12 protein-coding genes are annotated in these 16,047 nt (G+C 66.6%); 5 read left to right on the top strand and 7 right to left on the bottom strand.

Features of this window, described 5'->3' with window-relative positions; genetic code table 11:
- Positions 1-44: 44 nt before the first annotated feature.
- From secA to mtrA, 7 genes are all read right to left on the bottom strand, one after another.
- A complete protein-coding gene (gene secA / locus NFU08_RS05140; RefSeq protein WP_251421145.1) occupies positions 45-2,783 on the bottom strand; it encodes a preprotein translocase subunit SecA in 2,739 nt (912 codons plus the stop codon).
- A gap of 84 nt (positions 2,784-2,867) precedes the next feature.
- A complete protein-coding gene (locus NFU08_RS05135; protein ID WP_174180442.1) occupies positions 2,868-4,097 on the bottom strand; it encodes a winged helix-turn-helix domain-containing protein in 1,230 nt (409 codons plus the stop codon).
- Between the two features lie 32 nt (positions 4,098-4,129).
- Positions 4,130-4,855, bottom strand: a complete 726-nt coding sequence (hpf, locus tag NFU08_RS05130) for a ribosome hibernation-promoting factor, HPF/YfiA family (protein WP_104184996.1) — start codon at positions 4,853-4,855, stop codon at positions 4,130-4,132.
- 144 nt (positions 4,856-4,999) lie between these two features.
- Complete coding sequence (locus tag NFU08_RS05125; RefSeq protein ID WP_174180440.1) at positions 5,000-5,800, bottom strand: ComF family protein; 801 nt, start codon at positions 5,798-5,800, stop codon at positions 5,000-5,002.
- 225 nt (positions 5,801-6,025) lie between these two features.
- The gene (locus NFU08_RS05120) at positions 6,026-7,744 is read right to left on the bottom strand and encodes an LpqB family beta-propeller domain-containing protein (RefSeq protein WP_174180438.1); all 1,719 of its coding nucleotides are present in this window, start codon (positions 7,742-7,744) and stop codon (positions 6,026-6,028) included.
- A complete protein-coding gene (gene mtrB, locus NFU08_RS05115; protein WP_217432689.1) occupies positions 7,741-9,486 on the bottom strand; it encodes an MtrAB system histidine kinase MtrB in 1,746 nt (581 codons plus the stop codon). The genes NFU08_RS05120 and mtrB overlap by 4 nt, the downstream gene beginning before the upstream one ends.
- A gap of 139 nt (positions 9,487-9,625) precedes the next feature.
- Entirely contained in the window at positions 9,626-10,300 is a 675-nt protein-coding gene (gene mtrA / locus NFU08_RS05110) for an MtrAB system response regulator MtrA (RefSeq protein WP_174180435.1), read from the bottom strand.
- 573 nt (positions 10,301-10,873) lie between these two features.
- On the opposite strand from mtrA, the gene NFU08_RS05105 reads away from it, so the two are divergent.
- The 5 genes from NFU08_RS05105 to NFU08_RS05085 are packed head-to-tail and all read left to right on the top strand — an operon-like array spanning position 10,874 to position 16,028.
- Positions 10,874-11,884 (top strand): hypothetical protein, encoded by a 1,011-nt coding sequence (locus NFU08_RS05105; protein ID WP_251421144.1) that lies wholly within the window; start codon positions 10,874-10,876, stop codon positions 11,882-11,884.
- The gene (locus NFU08_RS05100) at positions 11,874-12,554 is read left to right on the top strand and encodes a DUF4129 domain-containing protein (protein WP_251421143.1); all 681 of its coding nucleotides are present in this window, start codon (positions 11,874-11,876) and stop codon (positions 12,552-12,554) included. The genes NFU08_RS05105 and NFU08_RS05100 overlap by 11 nt, the downstream gene beginning before the upstream one ends.
- A complete protein-coding gene (locus NFU08_RS05095; RefSeq protein ID WP_251421142.1) occupies positions 12,551-13,744 on the top strand; it encodes a DUF4350 domain-containing protein in 1,194 nt (397 codons plus the stop codon). The genes NFU08_RS05100 and NFU08_RS05095 overlap by 4 nt, the downstream gene beginning before the upstream one ends.
- Positions 13,741-14,736 (top strand): MoxR family ATPase, encoded by a 996-nt coding sequence (locus tag NFU08_RS05090; RefSeq protein WP_174180426.1) that lies wholly within the window; start codon positions 13,741-13,743, stop codon positions 14,734-14,736. Before NFU08_RS05095 ends, NFU08_RS05090 begins: the two co-directional genes overlap by 4 nt.
- Positions 14,736-16,028: a DUF58 domain-containing protein gene (locus NFU08_RS05085; protein WP_251421141.1), complete on the top strand. Its 1,293-nt coding sequence runs from the start codon at positions 14,736-14,738 to the stop codon at positions 16,026-16,028. The genes NFU08_RS05090 and NFU08_RS05085 overlap by 1 nt, the downstream gene beginning before the upstream one ends.
- The last annotated feature ends 19 nt before the right edge of the window (positions 16,029-16,047 follow it).

Raw genomic sequence — 16,047 nt, 5'->3', positions numbered from 1 at the left:
CTCACAATCCTGATCCAAGCCGCCACTGGCGGCTCACTCCACCGTCAGCGGCGCTTCTTCTTTGCCGGACGTTTGGCCGCGTCCTGCGTTGCCGCCTTGGCCGGATTTCCCGACCTGCCCGAGGAGCGTGTCTCCACCCGGGTCTGCGTTCCACCGGTTTCGCTGGGGGCAGTGTACTGCAGCTGGGCCGGCTTCTCCGGCGCTTCGAGCCCGGCAGCGTGAACCTGCGGCTGCACATGCTCGGTGTGTCCGCCGGCGTCGTCCGCGACCACCACGTCCTGGGCGGGCGTGACTTCAACCTCGAGGTTGAACAGGAATCCGACGCTTTCTTCCCGGATGGCTTCCATCATGCCCTGGAACAGGATGAAGCCCTCACGCTGGTATTCCACCAGCGGATCACGCTGGGCCATGGCGCGCAGCCCGATGCCTTCTTTGAGGTAGTCCATCTCATACAAGTGTTCCTGCCACTTACGGCCAATGACGGAGAGGACCACGCGGCGCTCAAGTTCGCGCATGCTTTCCGAGCCCAGGGCCTCCTCCCGCGCCTGGTACACCAGCCGCGCGTCGGAGAGCAGTTCCTCCTTCAGGAACTCCACCGTGAGCCTGGATTTGCCGCCGGCCTCCTCGATGATCTCCTCCGGCGTGACGCTCACGGGATACAGGGTCTTGAGGTTAGTCCAGAGCTGGTTGAAGTCCCAGTCGTCGCCGTTGCCTTCTGCCGTTGCCGCGTCGATGAGCGCGGTGACAGTGTCTTCGACGAAGAACTGGACTTTCTCGTGCAGGTCGTCGCCTTCAAGGATCCGCCGCCGGTCACTGTAGATTGCCTCACGCTGGCGGTTGAGGACGTCGTCGTACTTCAGGACGTTTTTGCGCTGTTCGGCGTTGCGGCCCTCCACCTGGCCCTGCGCTGAGGCGATAGCCCGGGATACGAGCTTCGATTCCAGGGCGACGTCGTCGGGCACGGAACTGTTCATGAGCCGTTCCGCGGCGCCGGAATTGAAGAGCCGCATGAGGTCATCGGTCAGCGACAGGTAGAAGCGCGACTCGCCAGGGTCGCCCTGGCGGCCGGAGCGTCCGCGAAGCTGGTTGTCGATGCGGCGTGATTCGTGGCGCTCGGTTCCCAGAACGTAGAGTCCGCCAAGGTTCAAGACTTCCTCGTGCTCGTCCTTGACCGACTGCTTGGCAGCTTCGAGTGCTGCCGGCCAGGCGGACTCGTACTCCTCGGAGTTCTCCTCAGGATCCAGCCCGCGCTTGGCAAGCTCGGCCACGGCGGTAAATTCAGCGTTGCCGCCGAGCATGATGTCCGTACCGCGGCCGGCCATGTTGGTTGCCACCGTGACGGCGCCCTTACGTCCGGCCTGGGCGACGATGGCAGCTTCACGTGCGTGGTTTTTCGCGTTGAGGACCTCGTGCCGGATGCCTTCCTTGGCAAGAAGGCGGGACAGGTATTCGCTCTTCTCGACGCTGGTGGTGCCCACCAGGACCGGCTGGCCCTTTTCGTGGCGTTCGGCGATGTCCCGCACCACGGCGTCGAACTTAACCGTTTCGTTCTTGAAGACCAGGTCCGGCTGGTCGATGCGCTGCATGTCGCGGTTGGTGGGAATGGCCACCACGCCCAGCTTGTAGGTGCTCATGAATTCCGCTGCCTCGGTTTCGGCAGTACCGGTCATGCCTGAAAGCTTCTGGTACATACGGAAGTAGTTCTGCAGCGTCACAGTGGCCAGGGTCTGGTTCTCGGCCTTGATCTCGACGCCTTCTTTGGCCTCGATCGCCTGGTGCATGCCCTCGTTGTAGCGGCGGCCGGCGAGGATGCGGCCGGTGTGCTCGTCGACGATCAGGACTTCCCCGTCCAGGATGACGTAGTCCTTGTCCCGCTTGAAAAGTTCCTTGGCCTTGATGGCGTTGTTAAGGAACCCGATGAGCGGTGTGTTGGCGGACTCGTAAAGGTTTTGAATACCGAGGTAGTCCTCCACCTTCTCGATCCCGCTCTCCAGGACGCCGACGGTACGCTTCTTTTCGTCGACTTCGTAGTCCTTGTCAGGCTGAAGCCGGAGGACCACCTTTGCGAATTCGCTGTACCAGCGGTTGGTGTCCCCCTGCGCCGGCCCGGAGATGATGAGCGGCGTGCGGGCTTCGTCAATGAGGATGGAGTCCACTTCGTCGACAATGGCGAAGTGGTGTCCGCGCTGGACAAGCTCGTTCTTGTCCCAGGCCATGTTGTCGCGGAGGTAGTCGAACCCGAATTCGTTGTTGGTGCCGTAGGTAATGTCAGCGGCGTACTGCTGGCGACGGACTGCGGGATCCTGGTTCGAGAGGATGCACCCGCTGCTCAGGCCAAGGAAACGGTAGACACGTCCCATGAGGTCCGACTGGTACTCGGCGAGGTAGTCGTTCACGGTGATCACATGGACGCCCTTGCCGGTGAGAGCGTTCAGGTAGGCGGGAGCGGTCGCCACCAGGGTCTTGCCTTCACCGGTCTTCATTTCCGCGATGTTGCCCAGGTGCAGGGCGGCGCCGCCCATCATCTGGACATCGAAGTGGCGCATCCCCAAGGTCCGCGAGGAAGCTTCCCGGACGGCGGCGAACGCTTCCGGAAGCAGGTCATCCAGTTTCTCACCGTCCTGGTGCCGTTCCCTCAACCGGTCGGTTTCCTCCCGGAGTTCGGCGTCCGTGAACGTCTTGAACGAATCTTCCAGGGCATTGATGGAGTCGGCATAGTTCCGCAGTTGCCGGAGGGTTTTTTTATCACCGGTGCGGAGAAGTTTTTCGATAAGTGATGCCACGTGAAGATGCTCCCAGTCGTTGCCGCCGAATTCTGGCGTTTTTAGTCTACGGGAGAGACACCGCCGAGGTGCCCGTTTGTTCCCTCAGAGCGGATAGTCCGCTTCGGTTCGTACGGCACGTGCGAGGCCGCCGGCCAGGTCGCCAACGGGGAATACTTCCACCTCTGGCAGGCCCAGCCAGCCGGCCATGAGGCGGAGCTCTGCAGCAAGTTCGACGGCGGTGTCCGGCGGGGCGCCAGGTTCGGCGAAGGAGGACCTCACCAGAAGTTTTCCTGCCTTTCGGTCAGCCTTGAGGTCCACCCGCGCCACGATCCTGTCCCGGAGGAGGAAGGGAAGGACGTAGTAGCCGTACCGCCTTTTGTTCTCAGGAGTATAGATTTCGATCCGGTAGTGGAAGCCGAACAGCTCTTCAAGCCGCCGGCGTTCGAATACCAGTGAATCGAAGGGGCTCAGCAGCGCGCGGCCCGTGGCCCGCCGGGGCAAAGTTGCGTCAGCGTGGCGGAAGACGGCGCGGTCCCAGCCCGGCACGGTCACCGGTTCCAGCCTTCCCTGCTGCACAAGATGCGCGACGGCGTCCGCTGCCGCCTTGACGGGCGTGCGGAAGTAGTCCGCGAAGCACCGCACGGTTCCGATGCCATGGGCCTGCGCGGCGGCGTCGATCAGGCGGTGCATCGCCCCGGCCCTGGCGTCGGCGCCTGCTTCCCCGACGGTAAGCTGCGGCAGCACCTTGGCAGCCAGCGTGTACCTGCGCTCGAACTGTTCCGTCCGCGACGCAGCGCAGACCGTGCCGTCCTCAAACAGGTGTTCCAGCACCCTCTTCACGGCATTCCAGTTCCAGCCCCAGTTCGCCGTCTGCGTTTCCTCGACGTGGCCTATCCGGGCAGTCAACTCAGCAGCGGTCAGGGGGCGGGACCGTGCGAGGGTGTCGAGGATACGCCCGGTGATGTCGGCACGAAGCCCGGGGTCCATGCGGGACGCACCCACCCAGGTCCGTTTCTGCCACAACAGGAGGTCTGCATAGTGTTCCGGCCGGATGTAGCTGGCCTCGTGCGCCCAGTACTCCACCATGCGCCGAGGATGGACGGCGGACATCCGCTGGAGGATCGTGCGGTCGTAGTGGCCGAGCCGGGAAAAGAACGGAAGGAAGTGGCTCCGGGATACCACATTGACGGAATCGATCTGGACGAGCTGGATCCGGGCAAAGGTGCGGCCCACCGTCCGTGATGTCACGGGGCCGGCGGGCCGTCCTTTGTCGAGTCCCTGCGCTGCCAAAGCGATCCGCCGTGCCTGGTCCAGGCTCAGCGTCGCCGGCACATCAGTCCTCTCTGTTGATGGTTTTCACCAGCCTAGGCGTTGGCCGGGGTGTCGTCCGAGCGGTAGGCAAGGACTTTTTCCTCCACCACGGTGTCTCCGGGTTCGCACTCGTGGTCCAGGGTGATCACCCCATAGGTCCAGCCGCGGCGGCGGTACACGACGGACGGCGTGTTGGTGGCCTTGTCGACGAAGAGGTAGAAATCGTGGCCCACAAGTTCCATGTTGTCCACGGCGTCGTCGAGGGAGAGGGAAGCGGCGGGAAAGACCTTGCGCCGGATCAGGACCGGGGAATTGCCGGCCGGAATGTCGTTGTCCACATCATAGGGAGACTTGTCTTCGGGGGCGGCCACGGCCTCGTTCCGGTGGCTTGCCTCGACGTAGAGGGGCTCGTTCGGGCTGGCGGGTTCGAGGGAGGCGGTAGCTTCGCGGACAGCCTTGGGTGTGTGCCGTCCATGGTGGACCTTCTTGCGGTCCTTGGCGCGCCGGAGCCGTTCCAGCAGTTTGTTGTAGGCGAGGTCGAATGCTGCAAACTTGTCAGCGGCGCTGGCCTCAGCGCGGATCACGGGCCCCCTGCCCAGGACTGTCACCTCAACGGTCAGCTGATCGCCGGTCTGCCGGGCATTGGTCTCCTTGGAGACTTTCGCATCGACCCGCTGGACCTTGTCCCCAAGCGATTCGATTTTCGAGATTTTTTCCCCGGCGTATTCGCGGAACCGGTCTGAAACTGTCAGATTTCGTCCGCTGATCATAAACTCCATGGTGCCCTCCAAATGACTTCGGTGACACGACGGCGGCGCTTCCCTGGGCCGATCTGCCTGACAGTCGAGCCCCTCTCCGAGCCGCCATCGAAAGGTACATTCTGTTCTTGGTACCCACCACCGACGTTAGTTCATAGGCACCCGTTATTCATCCTTTCCCGGTTTATTTTTTTCTAAGTCATGGCAGGTTCCGCGGGCCTGCGCGGGTGCGGCGGTGCAGCCATCGGCATCCGGCGGGCGTGTCGCCGCGAGCACAACGGCGCCCGCCACCTGCGCCCCGGCCGCATGGAGGGCCCGGGCTGCCTCAGCCAGCGTGGCTCCGGTGGTCAGCACGTCGTCGATGATGATGCAGGGGTATCCGGCGACCTTGTTCCGGAACCGCCGGCGGACCCGCATGGAACCGCGCACGCGCTGCGCCCGGGCACCCCGGCCGAGGCCTTTTTGCCCGCCGGGCAGCTGCAGTCCTGGTCCGCGTGCTTTCGTGAGGACGTCTGCAACACCCGGCCCCGGCAGCCGGCCTGCCGCGCCGCGCAGGAGCAGCTGGACGGGGCTGAAGCCACGGTTCAGATATGCCCTGGTACTGGTGGGGACAGGGACCAGGAGGAAATCCCTCGAACCCTCCGTAGCCGCCCGGACCGCTCCGCCCAGAGCTCGTCCCAGGCTTCCCTTCAGCTGGTGCTGCCCATGCCTTTTGAAGGAGAGCAGCGCCTGGGCCAGCTCTTCGCGGTACACGCCGGCGGCCACCACCGGAAGCAGCACCGTCCCCGCCACGTCCATCAGCGCGGGGGCTCCGCTTTCCGCACGGAACGGGGACGCGGTGAGCCGCCGGATGTGGCGGTCGCACCGGATACAGAGCGCCCGGTCTTCGGCGCCGCAGCACACGCAGTCCACGGGAACTGCCAGGGAAAGCAGGTCCGCCCCCGCTCCCGCGAGCTGATCCAGCATGCGAAAGACTGTGTTGCCGTGGTCTGCCCTGTGCCTGGCGCTGAACCAGGGAGGCGGGGTGAGGTCGGGGTCCAGCCGGACAGGTACCGCTGCCCTGTCAGGCAATCCTGTTCTGGTGGCCACTCCCTGACTTTCCACCCGGTAGCGGTGCCATCACAGCATCCAGCTGCCGTATGTGGACAAATCCCGGAAGGCCGGACCCGGCCCAGCTGCCGGGACAGGGCCTCAGCCTGGAAATGAGGGGTCGGTGGGGCCCTTAATCTGGGGGGACCATCCGTTGCCGAGGCGTTGGAAGATGCCCTCTGCCGACTGGGCATAAATGTCCTCAGGCCCGTTCCCGGCGCTCAAGGCGACGAGGCCCGGCCAGGGCGCCAGCTGCTGCGGCTGCCCGGAGGCGAGTGACAGCAGCTCCGGCGTGACGTTCGACGCCGCTGAGCCCTTCATGACCGCGATGGTCGTATCGGTGACCCACGCGCCCTGGTCGGGGTCACTGCCGGTTGCCAGGGTAATGGGCGGCGTCAGCTCCCGGGGTGTCCCGTCGCCGCCGCGGATAATGCCGGTCACCTGGACCCGGGTTTTACCGTTCTGCTCCGAAATCACCAGCGCACGGACCCCTTCCCTCGAAATCCGGAACTCTTTGACAGTCCGGCCGGCCAGCCAGGCCGGCGTCAGGGTGACCGAGGGTACGGTGGCCCCCTCTGCGATACCGGCCGGGCGGTAAGCCACCACTTCGGTGTCCCCCGAGCCTCCCGGGCCGGCCGACCAGACCCATTCATTGAGGCCGAAGGATGGCCGGCTCAGGGTACTCCTGGTGGTGAGTGCCCTGGCCGGCTGGCCCGGGCTGATGCTGTACAGCGTGGTCCGGCTGTCATTGAGGAAGGCAGCCGACTGCGACACGGGAGATTCTGCGGGAAGCCTCGGGTTGAGGGAGGACACGGGCTGCATATCGGGCAGCGGTGAAACCCTGTTGTTTTCGTAGCGCACCAGGTCGTTGCCGCTGATGGCAATCTGGCGGGACGGCACGTTCTTGTCCTGCACCGGCGGAAGCACGGACCCGTCGTCTTCCACCCGGACCAGGTCCTGGTTGGCGCGCAGCTCGACGTTGACGACGTCGGGCTGGCTGCGGAACGTCAATGTCAGCTGCATCTGCATCCGCAGCCGGTCCTCCGGCGACGTCTCCATGAGTTCCTTGGCCGTGAGGTCAACCTGAGCGGCACCGGAAACCACCGGGACCGACTCGCGGGCCAGCTTGATGCCGGAGGGAAAGGCGCTTGCGACGGCGCCGCGCAGGTAGGGAGCCGGTCCGGCCAGCAAGGCGCTGGTCATCGCCTTGACCGTCTTGTTCTTGATGAACCAGCGCACATCCGGGACCGCGAACGTAAAAGAGGGATCGTAGAAGTAGATGGGGAATGCGCCGTAGATGACCTTGAAGGTTTCCTCCGCGATGGCGGTGCCGTCCGGAATGGCGGAGATCCTCCACTCACCGTCCACCTGGGTGACGGTCACCGGGATGTTTTCAATCGTTCCTTCCGGTGACTGCGTGGCGATCCCGTCAGCATCCACGGTGTAGGCGACGTCCAGCTCATAGTTGTAGACGTTCTCGGTGCCGGTTGCCACCACCCGCGCTTCCCGGTAGACAAGGGCACGCTGGTCCGGTTTCCAAGACACGGAAGAGGCCTGCGTCAGGTACTGCCGCGCCACCGCGTAGTCGTCTTCATAGCCGCTGCCTGCCCGGTAGAAGTAATCGATGATGGTCTCAGGCGAGGCGCCCGGCTGTGGCGCGGCCGGCAGGAACACCGGCGCGCTGAGGTTCCCTGCGCTGCCCTCGCTGCTTTTGCCCACCGGCCCGGACGTGGGGATTCTGGCACAGCCGGCCAGCAGGACGAGCAGGAGGACCAGCAGGGAAGCGGACAGTTTCGCCTGTCGGCGGGCATGGCCCGTCATGTTCTCTCCTCCTGGGCAGGTCCCGTTCCGGCCGGCGCGCCTGTTCCCAGGACCAGCATGTTGCTGGTCCCCGGCTCTCCGGGCATCACGATGTCCTCCGGCTCGAGCTGGACCGGCGATTTGTCGATTTCTTCCCCCTGGCGCAGGGGCAGCGTCAGCCGGAAGTTGGCGCCGCTGCCTTTCTTGCCCCATGCCTGGAGCCAGCCGTTGTGCAGCTTTGTGTCCTCCATGGCGATGGACAGGCCAAGGCCGCTGCCGCCGGTGGTGCGGGCGCGGGCGGGGTCGGCCCGCCAGAAACGGTCGAAGACGCGCGCTGCCTCTGCGGGCGCCATTCCGATGCCGTGGTCCCGGACGGCAATTCCGACGGCGGTCTGGCTGGCTGCGACCGTGACGGTGACAGGCCTTCCTTCGCCGTGCTCCACTGCGTTGAGGATCAGGTTCCGCAGGATCCTGTCGATGCGCCGTGCGTCCATCTCCACGATGATGGCACCTTCGGGTGCCCTGAGGACAATCTCCGAACCGTATTCCGCGGCTACCGGGGCAGCGCCTTCGATGGCATGTGCGACAACCTGCAGGATGTCTTCGGCTTCGGCATCGAGCACTGCCACACCGGCATCAAAGCGGGAGATTTCAAGCAGGTCCGACAGCAGCGACTGGAAGCGCTCAACCTGGTTGTAGAGCAACTCTGCGGAGCGCTTGTTAATGGGGTCGAAGTCGTGGCGCGCGTCATACAGGACTTCCGCCGCCATCCGGACTGTGGTCAGCGGTGTGCGCAGTTCGTGGGAGACGTCGGAGACGAACCGCTGCTGCATCTGCGAAAGGGTTGCCAGCTGGGTGATCTGCTCCTGGAGGCTGGCTGCCATGTGGTTGAAGGATGCACCCAGGCGGGCAACTTCGTCTTCTCCCCGGACCACCATCCGTTCCTGCAGCTGGCCGGCAGCGAGCTTCTCCGACACCATGGCGGCGTGGCTGACCGGGCTGACGACGTTGCGGGTGACGTACCAGGCGACGGCGCCGATCAGAAGGACCAGCACGGCGCCGCCGGCCCAGAGGACACTCTGGATCTCATCCAGGGTCTGCTGCGCGGTATTCAGGTCGTAGATCAGGTACAGCTCGTAGACGGTGCCGTTAAACGTCACCTTGTTGCCCACCGCAATGCCGGGGCGGTCTTCGGTGCCCACCGGAATGACGGTGGAGGCCCAATACTGGTCCTTCCCCGACTCCTGCACGGCCTTGCGCAGTTCGGGCGGGATGACGCTCACTGTCAGCTGGTCCGAGGCCCGGGATTCGACCCAGCGGTTCCTGGGCTTGGTCTGTTCCGGCATGGCCTCAAAAACATACCTGCGCTGGATGACCGAACCCCGGCCTTCCACCGCGTTGAGGGTGTCGTAAACCAGGGTGATGACACTGGCCTGGTCGGTGACCTGCGCGCCGTCGAACGTGTCCTGGACCTGCTTGACGTGGTAGCTGGTTTCAGACTCTGCCTGCGCCAGCCGCTCCTGGAAAAGGTTGTTGGCGATCTGGTTGGACAGATAGGCACCCACAACCGCGAACGAAGTGACGGCCAGGAGGAGTGTGGTGAGGACAGTGCGGAACTGCAGCGACCGGCGCCACCGCCGGTGAAGGGACCGGCCGATGAAGCGCAGCGCCGGCAGGAACCGCCGGAATCCGGTCCTGACCAGCCGTGCAACACGCAGGCTGACGATCAGGGCGCGCCGCTGCCAGAGATGGGCGCGGAACATCAGGTCCCGGAAACGGGCGCTGGCGGCGTCGGTGTGTTCGGGCCCAGGGGGCAGGCCGGCCCCGCCGGAATGTCCGGCGGCGGAGTTGCCCGCGGGAGCGGGCGCGCCCTCACCGGGCGCACCGTCCTGTGCCGCGGGTTCAGGCCCCTGCTTTGTAACCGACACCACGCACCGTCAACACGACTTCCGGAGCTTCCGGATCCTGCTCGATCTTGGACCGGAGCCGCTGGACATGGACGTTCACCAGGCGCGTGTCAGCAGCATGGCGGTAACCCCAGACCTGTTCGAGCAACAGTTCCCGGGTGAACACCTGCCACGGTTTCCGTGCCAGGGCCACCAGGAGGTCGAACTCCAGGGGCGTCAGCGAAATCCGGTCGCCGCCCCGGCTGACCGTGTGTCCGGCGACGTCGATGGTGATGTCCGCGATGCGGAGGGTTTCCGGGGCCTTCTGGTCGCCGGGGCGGAGCCTCGCGCGGACGCGCGCCACCAGTTCAGCCGGCTTGAAGGGCTTTGGCACGTAGTCGTCGGCGCCGGACTCAAGTCCGCGGACGACGTCGGACGTGTCCGACTTGGCGGTGAGCATAACGATGGGAACATCCGACTCTCCACGGATCTGCCGGCAGACCTCGATGCCGTCCACGCCCGGAAGCATGAGGTCCAGCAAAACAAGGTCCGGCCGCGATGACCGGAAAACGTCGAGCGCCTGGGCGCCGTCCGCGCAAAAGACCGGCTCGAAGCCGTCATTGCGGAGGACAATTCCAATCATTTCGGCCAGCGCTTCATCATCGTCTACCACCAGAATGCGTGCCTTCATAGTTATATATTCCCTTATCAGGATGGCTTTGTCCTGTTCAGCGCCCTCCGGCATGGCGGAGCGCTAGGATGCCCGACGCCGGAACTATAGGCTGGTGCCACGCCGGACGTTTCCAGCGCCACGCCGGGATTGCGAAGCCGGCGCCAGGCCGACGGCGGACTGGATGGGGGAAGGAACATCGTGTCAAAGGATTCCGACGCGGAGGAGACCGGAGGCCCGGGCCTGCCTGCATGGGGGCAGACTCCGGAGCAGGACCAGCCTTCGGGAGGGCACCAACCGGCGCAGCAGCCGCCAGGCTGGCCGCCGCCGGCGGATCGGCAGCGCCCATGGGGTGCGCCGGCCGGGCAGCGGCCGCCAGGCTGGCCACCGCCGGCGGATCAGCAGCAACCTTGGGGGCCACCGGTGTGGCAGCGGCCTTGGGATCAGCCTTGCCCGCCATACCCGGGCGCCCAGGGCACGAACTCCCCCGGCCCCGGGTATCCCCATCCGGGCCGCCCGTACGGCCAGCCACAATACGTTGCTCCGCCCAAACCGGGCATCGTCCCGCTGCGCCCCCTGATGTTCGGGGAGATCATGGACGGTTCGTTCCAGACCATCAGGCGGAATGCCAAGGCCATGCTGGGCGCTTCCCTACTGGCGCAGTCCCTCGCCGCCATCCTCACGGCAGTCCTTACAGCAGCCACAGCCACATCGATGGGCTCCATCGAAGCCTGGGCGGAGAGCGCCAGCCCCGCCGACCTCACAGCGCTGGGCCTGGGCTTCGTTGCCGCCATTGTGCTGGTTTCCGTTTTGACGATCTTCATCGCCTCCGTCCTGCAGGGCGCCATGGTGGTGCCGGTGGCGCGGTCCATCCTGAACCGCCCCACCGGTTTCAAGCAGATGTGGGTCCTTGCGCGGCCGCGGGTCTGGGCACTGATGCGGCTGGCGGGACTGCTGATGCTTGCCGGCCTGCTTGCCATCCTCGTCCCGGCAGCGGCCGCCGTCGCACTGATAGCCAGCATGGAACGGATAGGCGTCCTTTTGCTCATCCCCCTGTTCCTCGGCTTTGTCGCCTTGGCCGTATGGATCTACATCAAACTGCTCGTGGCCCCGGCCGCGGTCGTGGTTGAGGAGCTGGGTGCGCTGGACGCCCTGCGCCGGTCCTGGGAACTGACCCGGGCCAACTGGTGGCGGATCCTTGGCATCACCGTGGTGGTGGGGATCATGGTGGGCATCATCAGCCAGGTGGTCATGATCCCGGTGAGCCTTGTACCCCCGCTGATGGCGGACTTCCTGTCGCCGCACGGCGGCGCCGGACAGGACGTGGCCATCGCCATCGCGGTCGGCATCATCACCGCCGTCCTCGGTGCACTTGCCGGAGCGCTGGGCTACGCCTTCCAGACATCTGTCATGGCGCTGATCTACATGGATCTCCGCATGCGAAAGGACGGACTGGATATTTCGCTGCTCCGCATGATGGAGTCCGGCGCGGATCCGGACGGCATCCCGGGCCGCGGCCAGGCGGCAGCCCGGCCCGGAGGCTACCCCGGTGGCTGGAGCCCCGGCACCGGGCCTGCGGCGGGGGCATGGCCGGATGGCCGCTGAACCCCCGGTGCTGCCCGGGGCGGAAGAAGCCCGCCGCTGGGCCGCAGAGGAGCTTTCACACCCTGAATACCGCGACGCTGCCCCGGGCTGGATCGAAACGCTGTGGGAGGACTTCCTGGACTGGCTTTCAACCCTGGACGGGTCGGCGGACGCAGGCAGCACCGTGCCAAGCCCCGTCATTGGAGTCGTGATCGCCGTGATCATCGCTGCCGCGGTGATCATCGCCAAGCCCCGGCTGAACCCCAGGGCCCGGAAGGCCAGGGAGGTGTTCGAGCCCGAGGGCGTGCTGGCGGCCGCCGACTACCGGCAGCGCGCGGAAATGTCCGCGGCGGCTGGAAGGTGGGCGGACGCCGTCGTGGACCGCTTCCGGGCGCTTGTCCGCTCTGCCGAGGACCGCACCATCCTGGAACCCCAGCCCGGGCGGACAGCCGATGAGGTGGCCCGGGACCTGGCATTTCCCTTCAGCACCGAAGCGCAGCGCCTGGACAGGGCGGCGGTGACTTTCGATGCCATCCGCTACGGGAACAGGGCGGCGGACGCAGGCGACTACCGGGCGATGGCCAGCCTGGATGAGGCGCTCGAAGCCCTCAAGCCCGTCCGCCGGCCGGACCGCCAGGACCACCAGGACCACCAGGACCATGAGGCACCGCGCCCGGCGGTACTGCCATGACCGGGGCGGCTCCGGCTTCCGTGGTGCACGGAGGCACCGATGCGGACCAGGCATCCGTCCGCAGGACAGGGTGGGTCCGGCGGCACCGTGCCTTTGTGGCTTGTGCCGCCGTGGTGGCTGCCGCGCTGGTCCTGGTTCTCTGGGCGCAGCTCGGTCCCAAGGGCGACGCCGTTCCGATGTCGGTCCACAACGCCGGCCCCGATGGCGCCCGCGCGGTGGCGCAGATCCTGGGCCGGCACGGAGTAGCTGTCCACGATGCAGGAAACTACGGGGCAGCCATGGCGGCACTAGAGGCCGGTTCTTCGCCCACGCTGCTGCTGTACGACAGGAACGGCTTCCTGGACGGGCCCCGGCTCCGCAGCCTGGCGGAGTCCGCCCACCGGGTGGTGGTGGTATCGCCCCGGCTGCAGACCCTGGACGCACTCGACGCCGGCATCCGGCAGGCAGGGGTGGTGCCGGACGCGTCTCCAGTGCTGGAGCCCGGCTGCAGCCTGCCTGACCCGCAGGCTGCAGGTGCAGTTTCCGGGGAGTCCGGCTTCCTGTACGACGGCGGGACGACCTGCTACCGGCCGGACAGCTCCAGCGCAGGGCTCGTTGCCGTCGGCAACGGTGGCCGGCTCACCGTGGTGGGCAGCACCGCCGTCTTCAGCAACGGACAGCTGGACAGCCTGGGGCATGCCGCCCTGGCCATCCGGACGCTCGGCCCGTCCCCGGACCTTGTGTGGTACATCCCTGCCCTCGAGGACCTGGATACCGGGGGCAGCCCCGCAAGCCTCGACGACCTGGCCCCCGACTGGGTGCGTTTCCTGGGCCCGTGGCTCGTCCTGGTTGCCCTGGCGGCGATGGCCTGGCGCGGCAGGCGCCTGGGCCCGCTGGTGTTTGAGCCCTTGCCGGTCGTGGTCAAGGCAGCGGAGACGGCAGAGGGCCGGGCGAGGCTCTATCAGGACTCCCGCGCCGTGGACCAGGCGAGGGACAACCTGCGGGCTGGCGCGCTGGTACGACTTTCCGGGCACCTGCGGACCGGGCCAGGGGCCACCGCCGACCAGGTTATCGACGCAGCTGCCGGACTCCTCGGCAAGCCGGTCAGGGGGCTCCGCGAACTTATCAACGAACGTCCCGGCACCGAGGCGAGGCTTGTTGCCTGGTCCCGGGAGCTGGACACCCTAGAGAAAGAAGTCAAGAGCCGATGAGCGAGCAAGGCAGCAGCCCCCGGGTCCTGGACCACATGGATCATGATTCAGCCCGGCAGGCCCTTTTGGACGTGCGGCACGAGGTGGCCAAGGCCGTGGTGGGGCAGGACGCCACCGTCACGGGACTGCTGATTGCGCTCCTTTCCCAGGGCCACGTGCTTCTGGAGGGTGTCCCGGGCGTCGCCAAAACACTGCTGGTGCGTGCCCTGTCGGCAGCGCTGAGCCTGGACACGAAGCGCGTGCAGTTCACCCCGGACCTGATGCCCGGAGACGTCACGGGATCCCTGGTCTACGACTCGCACACCTCCGAATTCACGTTCCGTGAAGGGCCGGTTTTCACCAACATCCTGCTGGCAGACGAAATCAACCGGACGCCGCCCAAAACGCAGGCATCCCTGCTCGAGGCCATGGAGGAACGGCAGGTTTCCGTGGACGGGGTGTCCCGGCCGCTGCCAGCACCGTTCCTCGTTGCTGCCACCCAAAACCCGGTTGAGTATGAAGGGACCTATCCCCTCCCGGAAGCGCAGCTGGACCGCTTCCTGCTCAAGCTGACCATGCCGCTGCCCGGGCGCCAGGACGAAATGGAGGTCATCCGGCGCCACGCTGCCGGCTTTGACCCGCGTGACCTCATGGCTGCGGGGGTCCGGGCAGTAGCAGGTGCGGCAGACCTCTCGAAAGCCCGGCAGGCCGTGGCGTCGGTGGCGGTGGACCCTGAAATCATTGGCTACATCGTGGATCTGGTGCGGGCTACCCGCTCCGCCCCGTCGTTCCTGCTGGGAGTCTCTCCCCGCGGGGCCACGGCCCTGCTGAACACGTCCCGGTCATGGGCCTGGCTGTCAGGCCGGAGCTTTGTGACCCCTGACGACGTCAAGGCCCTCGCGCTCCCCTGCCTGCGGCACCGCGTGGCGCTTCAGCCGGAAGCCCAGATGGACGGGGTCCGGGTGGATGACGTGCTGGGCAGCATCCTGGCCTCCGTTCCCGTTCCCCGCTGATGGCCATCTCCGGGCGTTTCGTGCTCCTGGTGCTGCTGGGGGTGGTGCCGGTCCTCCTGCTGCCCGGCTGGGGAACGGTACTGCTGGTGTCCGGGGTGCTGGCGGCCCTTGCCGCCGTCGACCTTCTGGCCGCGGCGCCGCTGCGGACGGTCAGCCTGCTGCGCACACAGCCCGGAAACGTCACCCTGCACGCGGCCGTGAATGCTGTGCTCACGGTCCGGAACGACGGCGGCCGCCGGCTCCGCGGCGTCCTGCGCGACGCCTGGCAGCCCTCGGCGGGGGCACAGAACGCCGTACAGGACATTGAGGTTCCGGCCGGCGAGAGCAGGCGCGTCACGGTACGGCTGCGTCCCGTCCGGCGGGGTGACCTCCGGGCACCGCACGCCACCCTCCGCTCGTTTGGCCCCCTGCTGCTGGCAGCGCGCCAGAAGACAATCCATAGCCCCGGCTCGCTGCGGGTGCTGCCGCCTTTCCACTCCCGCAGGCACCTGCCCTCCAAGCTGCGGAAACTGCGCGAGCTCGACGGCAAGGCCGCGGTCCAGATCCGCGGCGCGGGCACCGAGTTCGATTCCCTCCGGGACTATGTCCGGGGTGACGACGTCCGGTCGATTGACTGGCGGGCCACGGCACGCCGGTCCGCGGTGGTGGTACGCACCTGGCGGCCCGAACGCGACCGCCGTGTGGTCATGGTCCTCGATACCTCCAGGACGTCGGCGGCAAGGATCGACGACGAAACGCGCCTGGACACGGGCATGGAAGCGGCCCTCCTGCTGGGTGTCCTCGCGGAGCGGGGCGGAGACCGGGTGGACTTCCTTGCCTTTGACCGGCGTACCCGCGCCAGGGCAGGGTCCGCCGGGCAGGGGAACCTCCTGGGCCAGCTGGTCCAGGCCATGGCACCGCTTGAGGCCGAACTCATTGAGATGGACTGGCCGGCAGTCCCGGCGCAGGTCCGCGCCGTTTCCGCGCACCGGTCCCTCGTTGTGCTGCTCACGTCACTGGACGGCGGTGCGCCCGAGGAAGGCCTGATTCCCGTCGCGGCCCAGCTGGCCCGGCAGCACGTGGTGGTGGTTGCGGCGGTCCGGGACCCGCAGCTGGGAACCATGCTGGGAGAACGCAGCGACGCCACGGGTGTCTACCGCGCCGCGGCGGCGGAGCGGGCTCTCCTGCAGCGCGCGGCGATCAGCGCAGAGCTCCGGCAGCACGGTGTGTCAGTGGTGGACGCCGAACCCCACCAGTTGCCGCCGCGGCTCGCTGACATGTACATCAGGCTCAAGGCTGCCGGTACATTGTGAGGTCACAGCACCTTGTTCC

This window comes from Pseudarthrobacter sp. NCCP-2145 (genome assembly GCF_023708005.1).
Taxonomy (GTDB): Bacteria; Actinomycetota; Actinomycetes; order Actinomycetales; family Micrococcaceae; genus Arthrobacter; species Arthrobacter oxydans.
The sequence above is the reverse complement of the archived record's forward strand: the minus strand, read 5'-3'. Positions and strand labels throughout refer to the sequence as shown.

Coding starts and splice junctions, on each gene's coding strand:
- hpf (WP_104184996.1), bottom strand. CDS start 4,855: ATGGAGTTTATGATCAGCGGACGAAATCTGACAGTTTCAGACCGGTTC.
- NFU08_RS05125 (WP_174180440.1), bottom strand. CDS start 5,800: ATGCTGGATCAGCTCGCGGGAGCGGGGGCGGACCTGCTTTCCCTGGCA.
- NFU08_RS05120 (WP_174180438.1), bottom strand. CDS start 7,744: ATGACGGGCCATGCCCGCCGACAGGCGAAACTGTCCGCTTCCCTGCTG.
- mtrB (WP_217432689.1), bottom strand. CDS start 9,486: ATGTTCCGCGCCCATCTCTGGCAGCGGCGCGCCCTGATCGTCAGCCTG.
- mtrA (WP_174180435.1), bottom strand. CDS start 10,300: ATGAAGGCACGCATTCTGGTGGTAGACGATGATGAAGCGCTGGCCGAA.
- NFU08_RS05105 (WP_251421144.1), top strand. CDS start 10,874: ATGGACGGTTCGTTCCAGACCATCAGGCGGAATGCCAAGGCCATGCTG.
- NFU08_RS05100 (WP_251421143.1), top strand. CDS start 11,874: ATGGCCGCTGAACCCCCGGTGCTGCCCGGGGCGGAAGAAGCCCGCCGC.
- NFU08_RS05095 (WP_251421142.1), top strand. CDS start 12,551: ATGACCGGGGCGGCTCCGGCTTCCGTGGTGCACGGAGGCACCGATGCG.
- NFU08_RS05090 (WP_174180426.1), top strand. CDS start 13,741: ATGAGCGAGCAAGGCAGCAGCCCCCGGGTCCTGGACCACATGGATCAT.
- NFU08_RS05085 (WP_251421141.1), top strand. CDS start 14,736: ATGGCCATCTCCGGGCGTTTCGTGCTCCTGGTGCTGCTGGGGGTGGTG.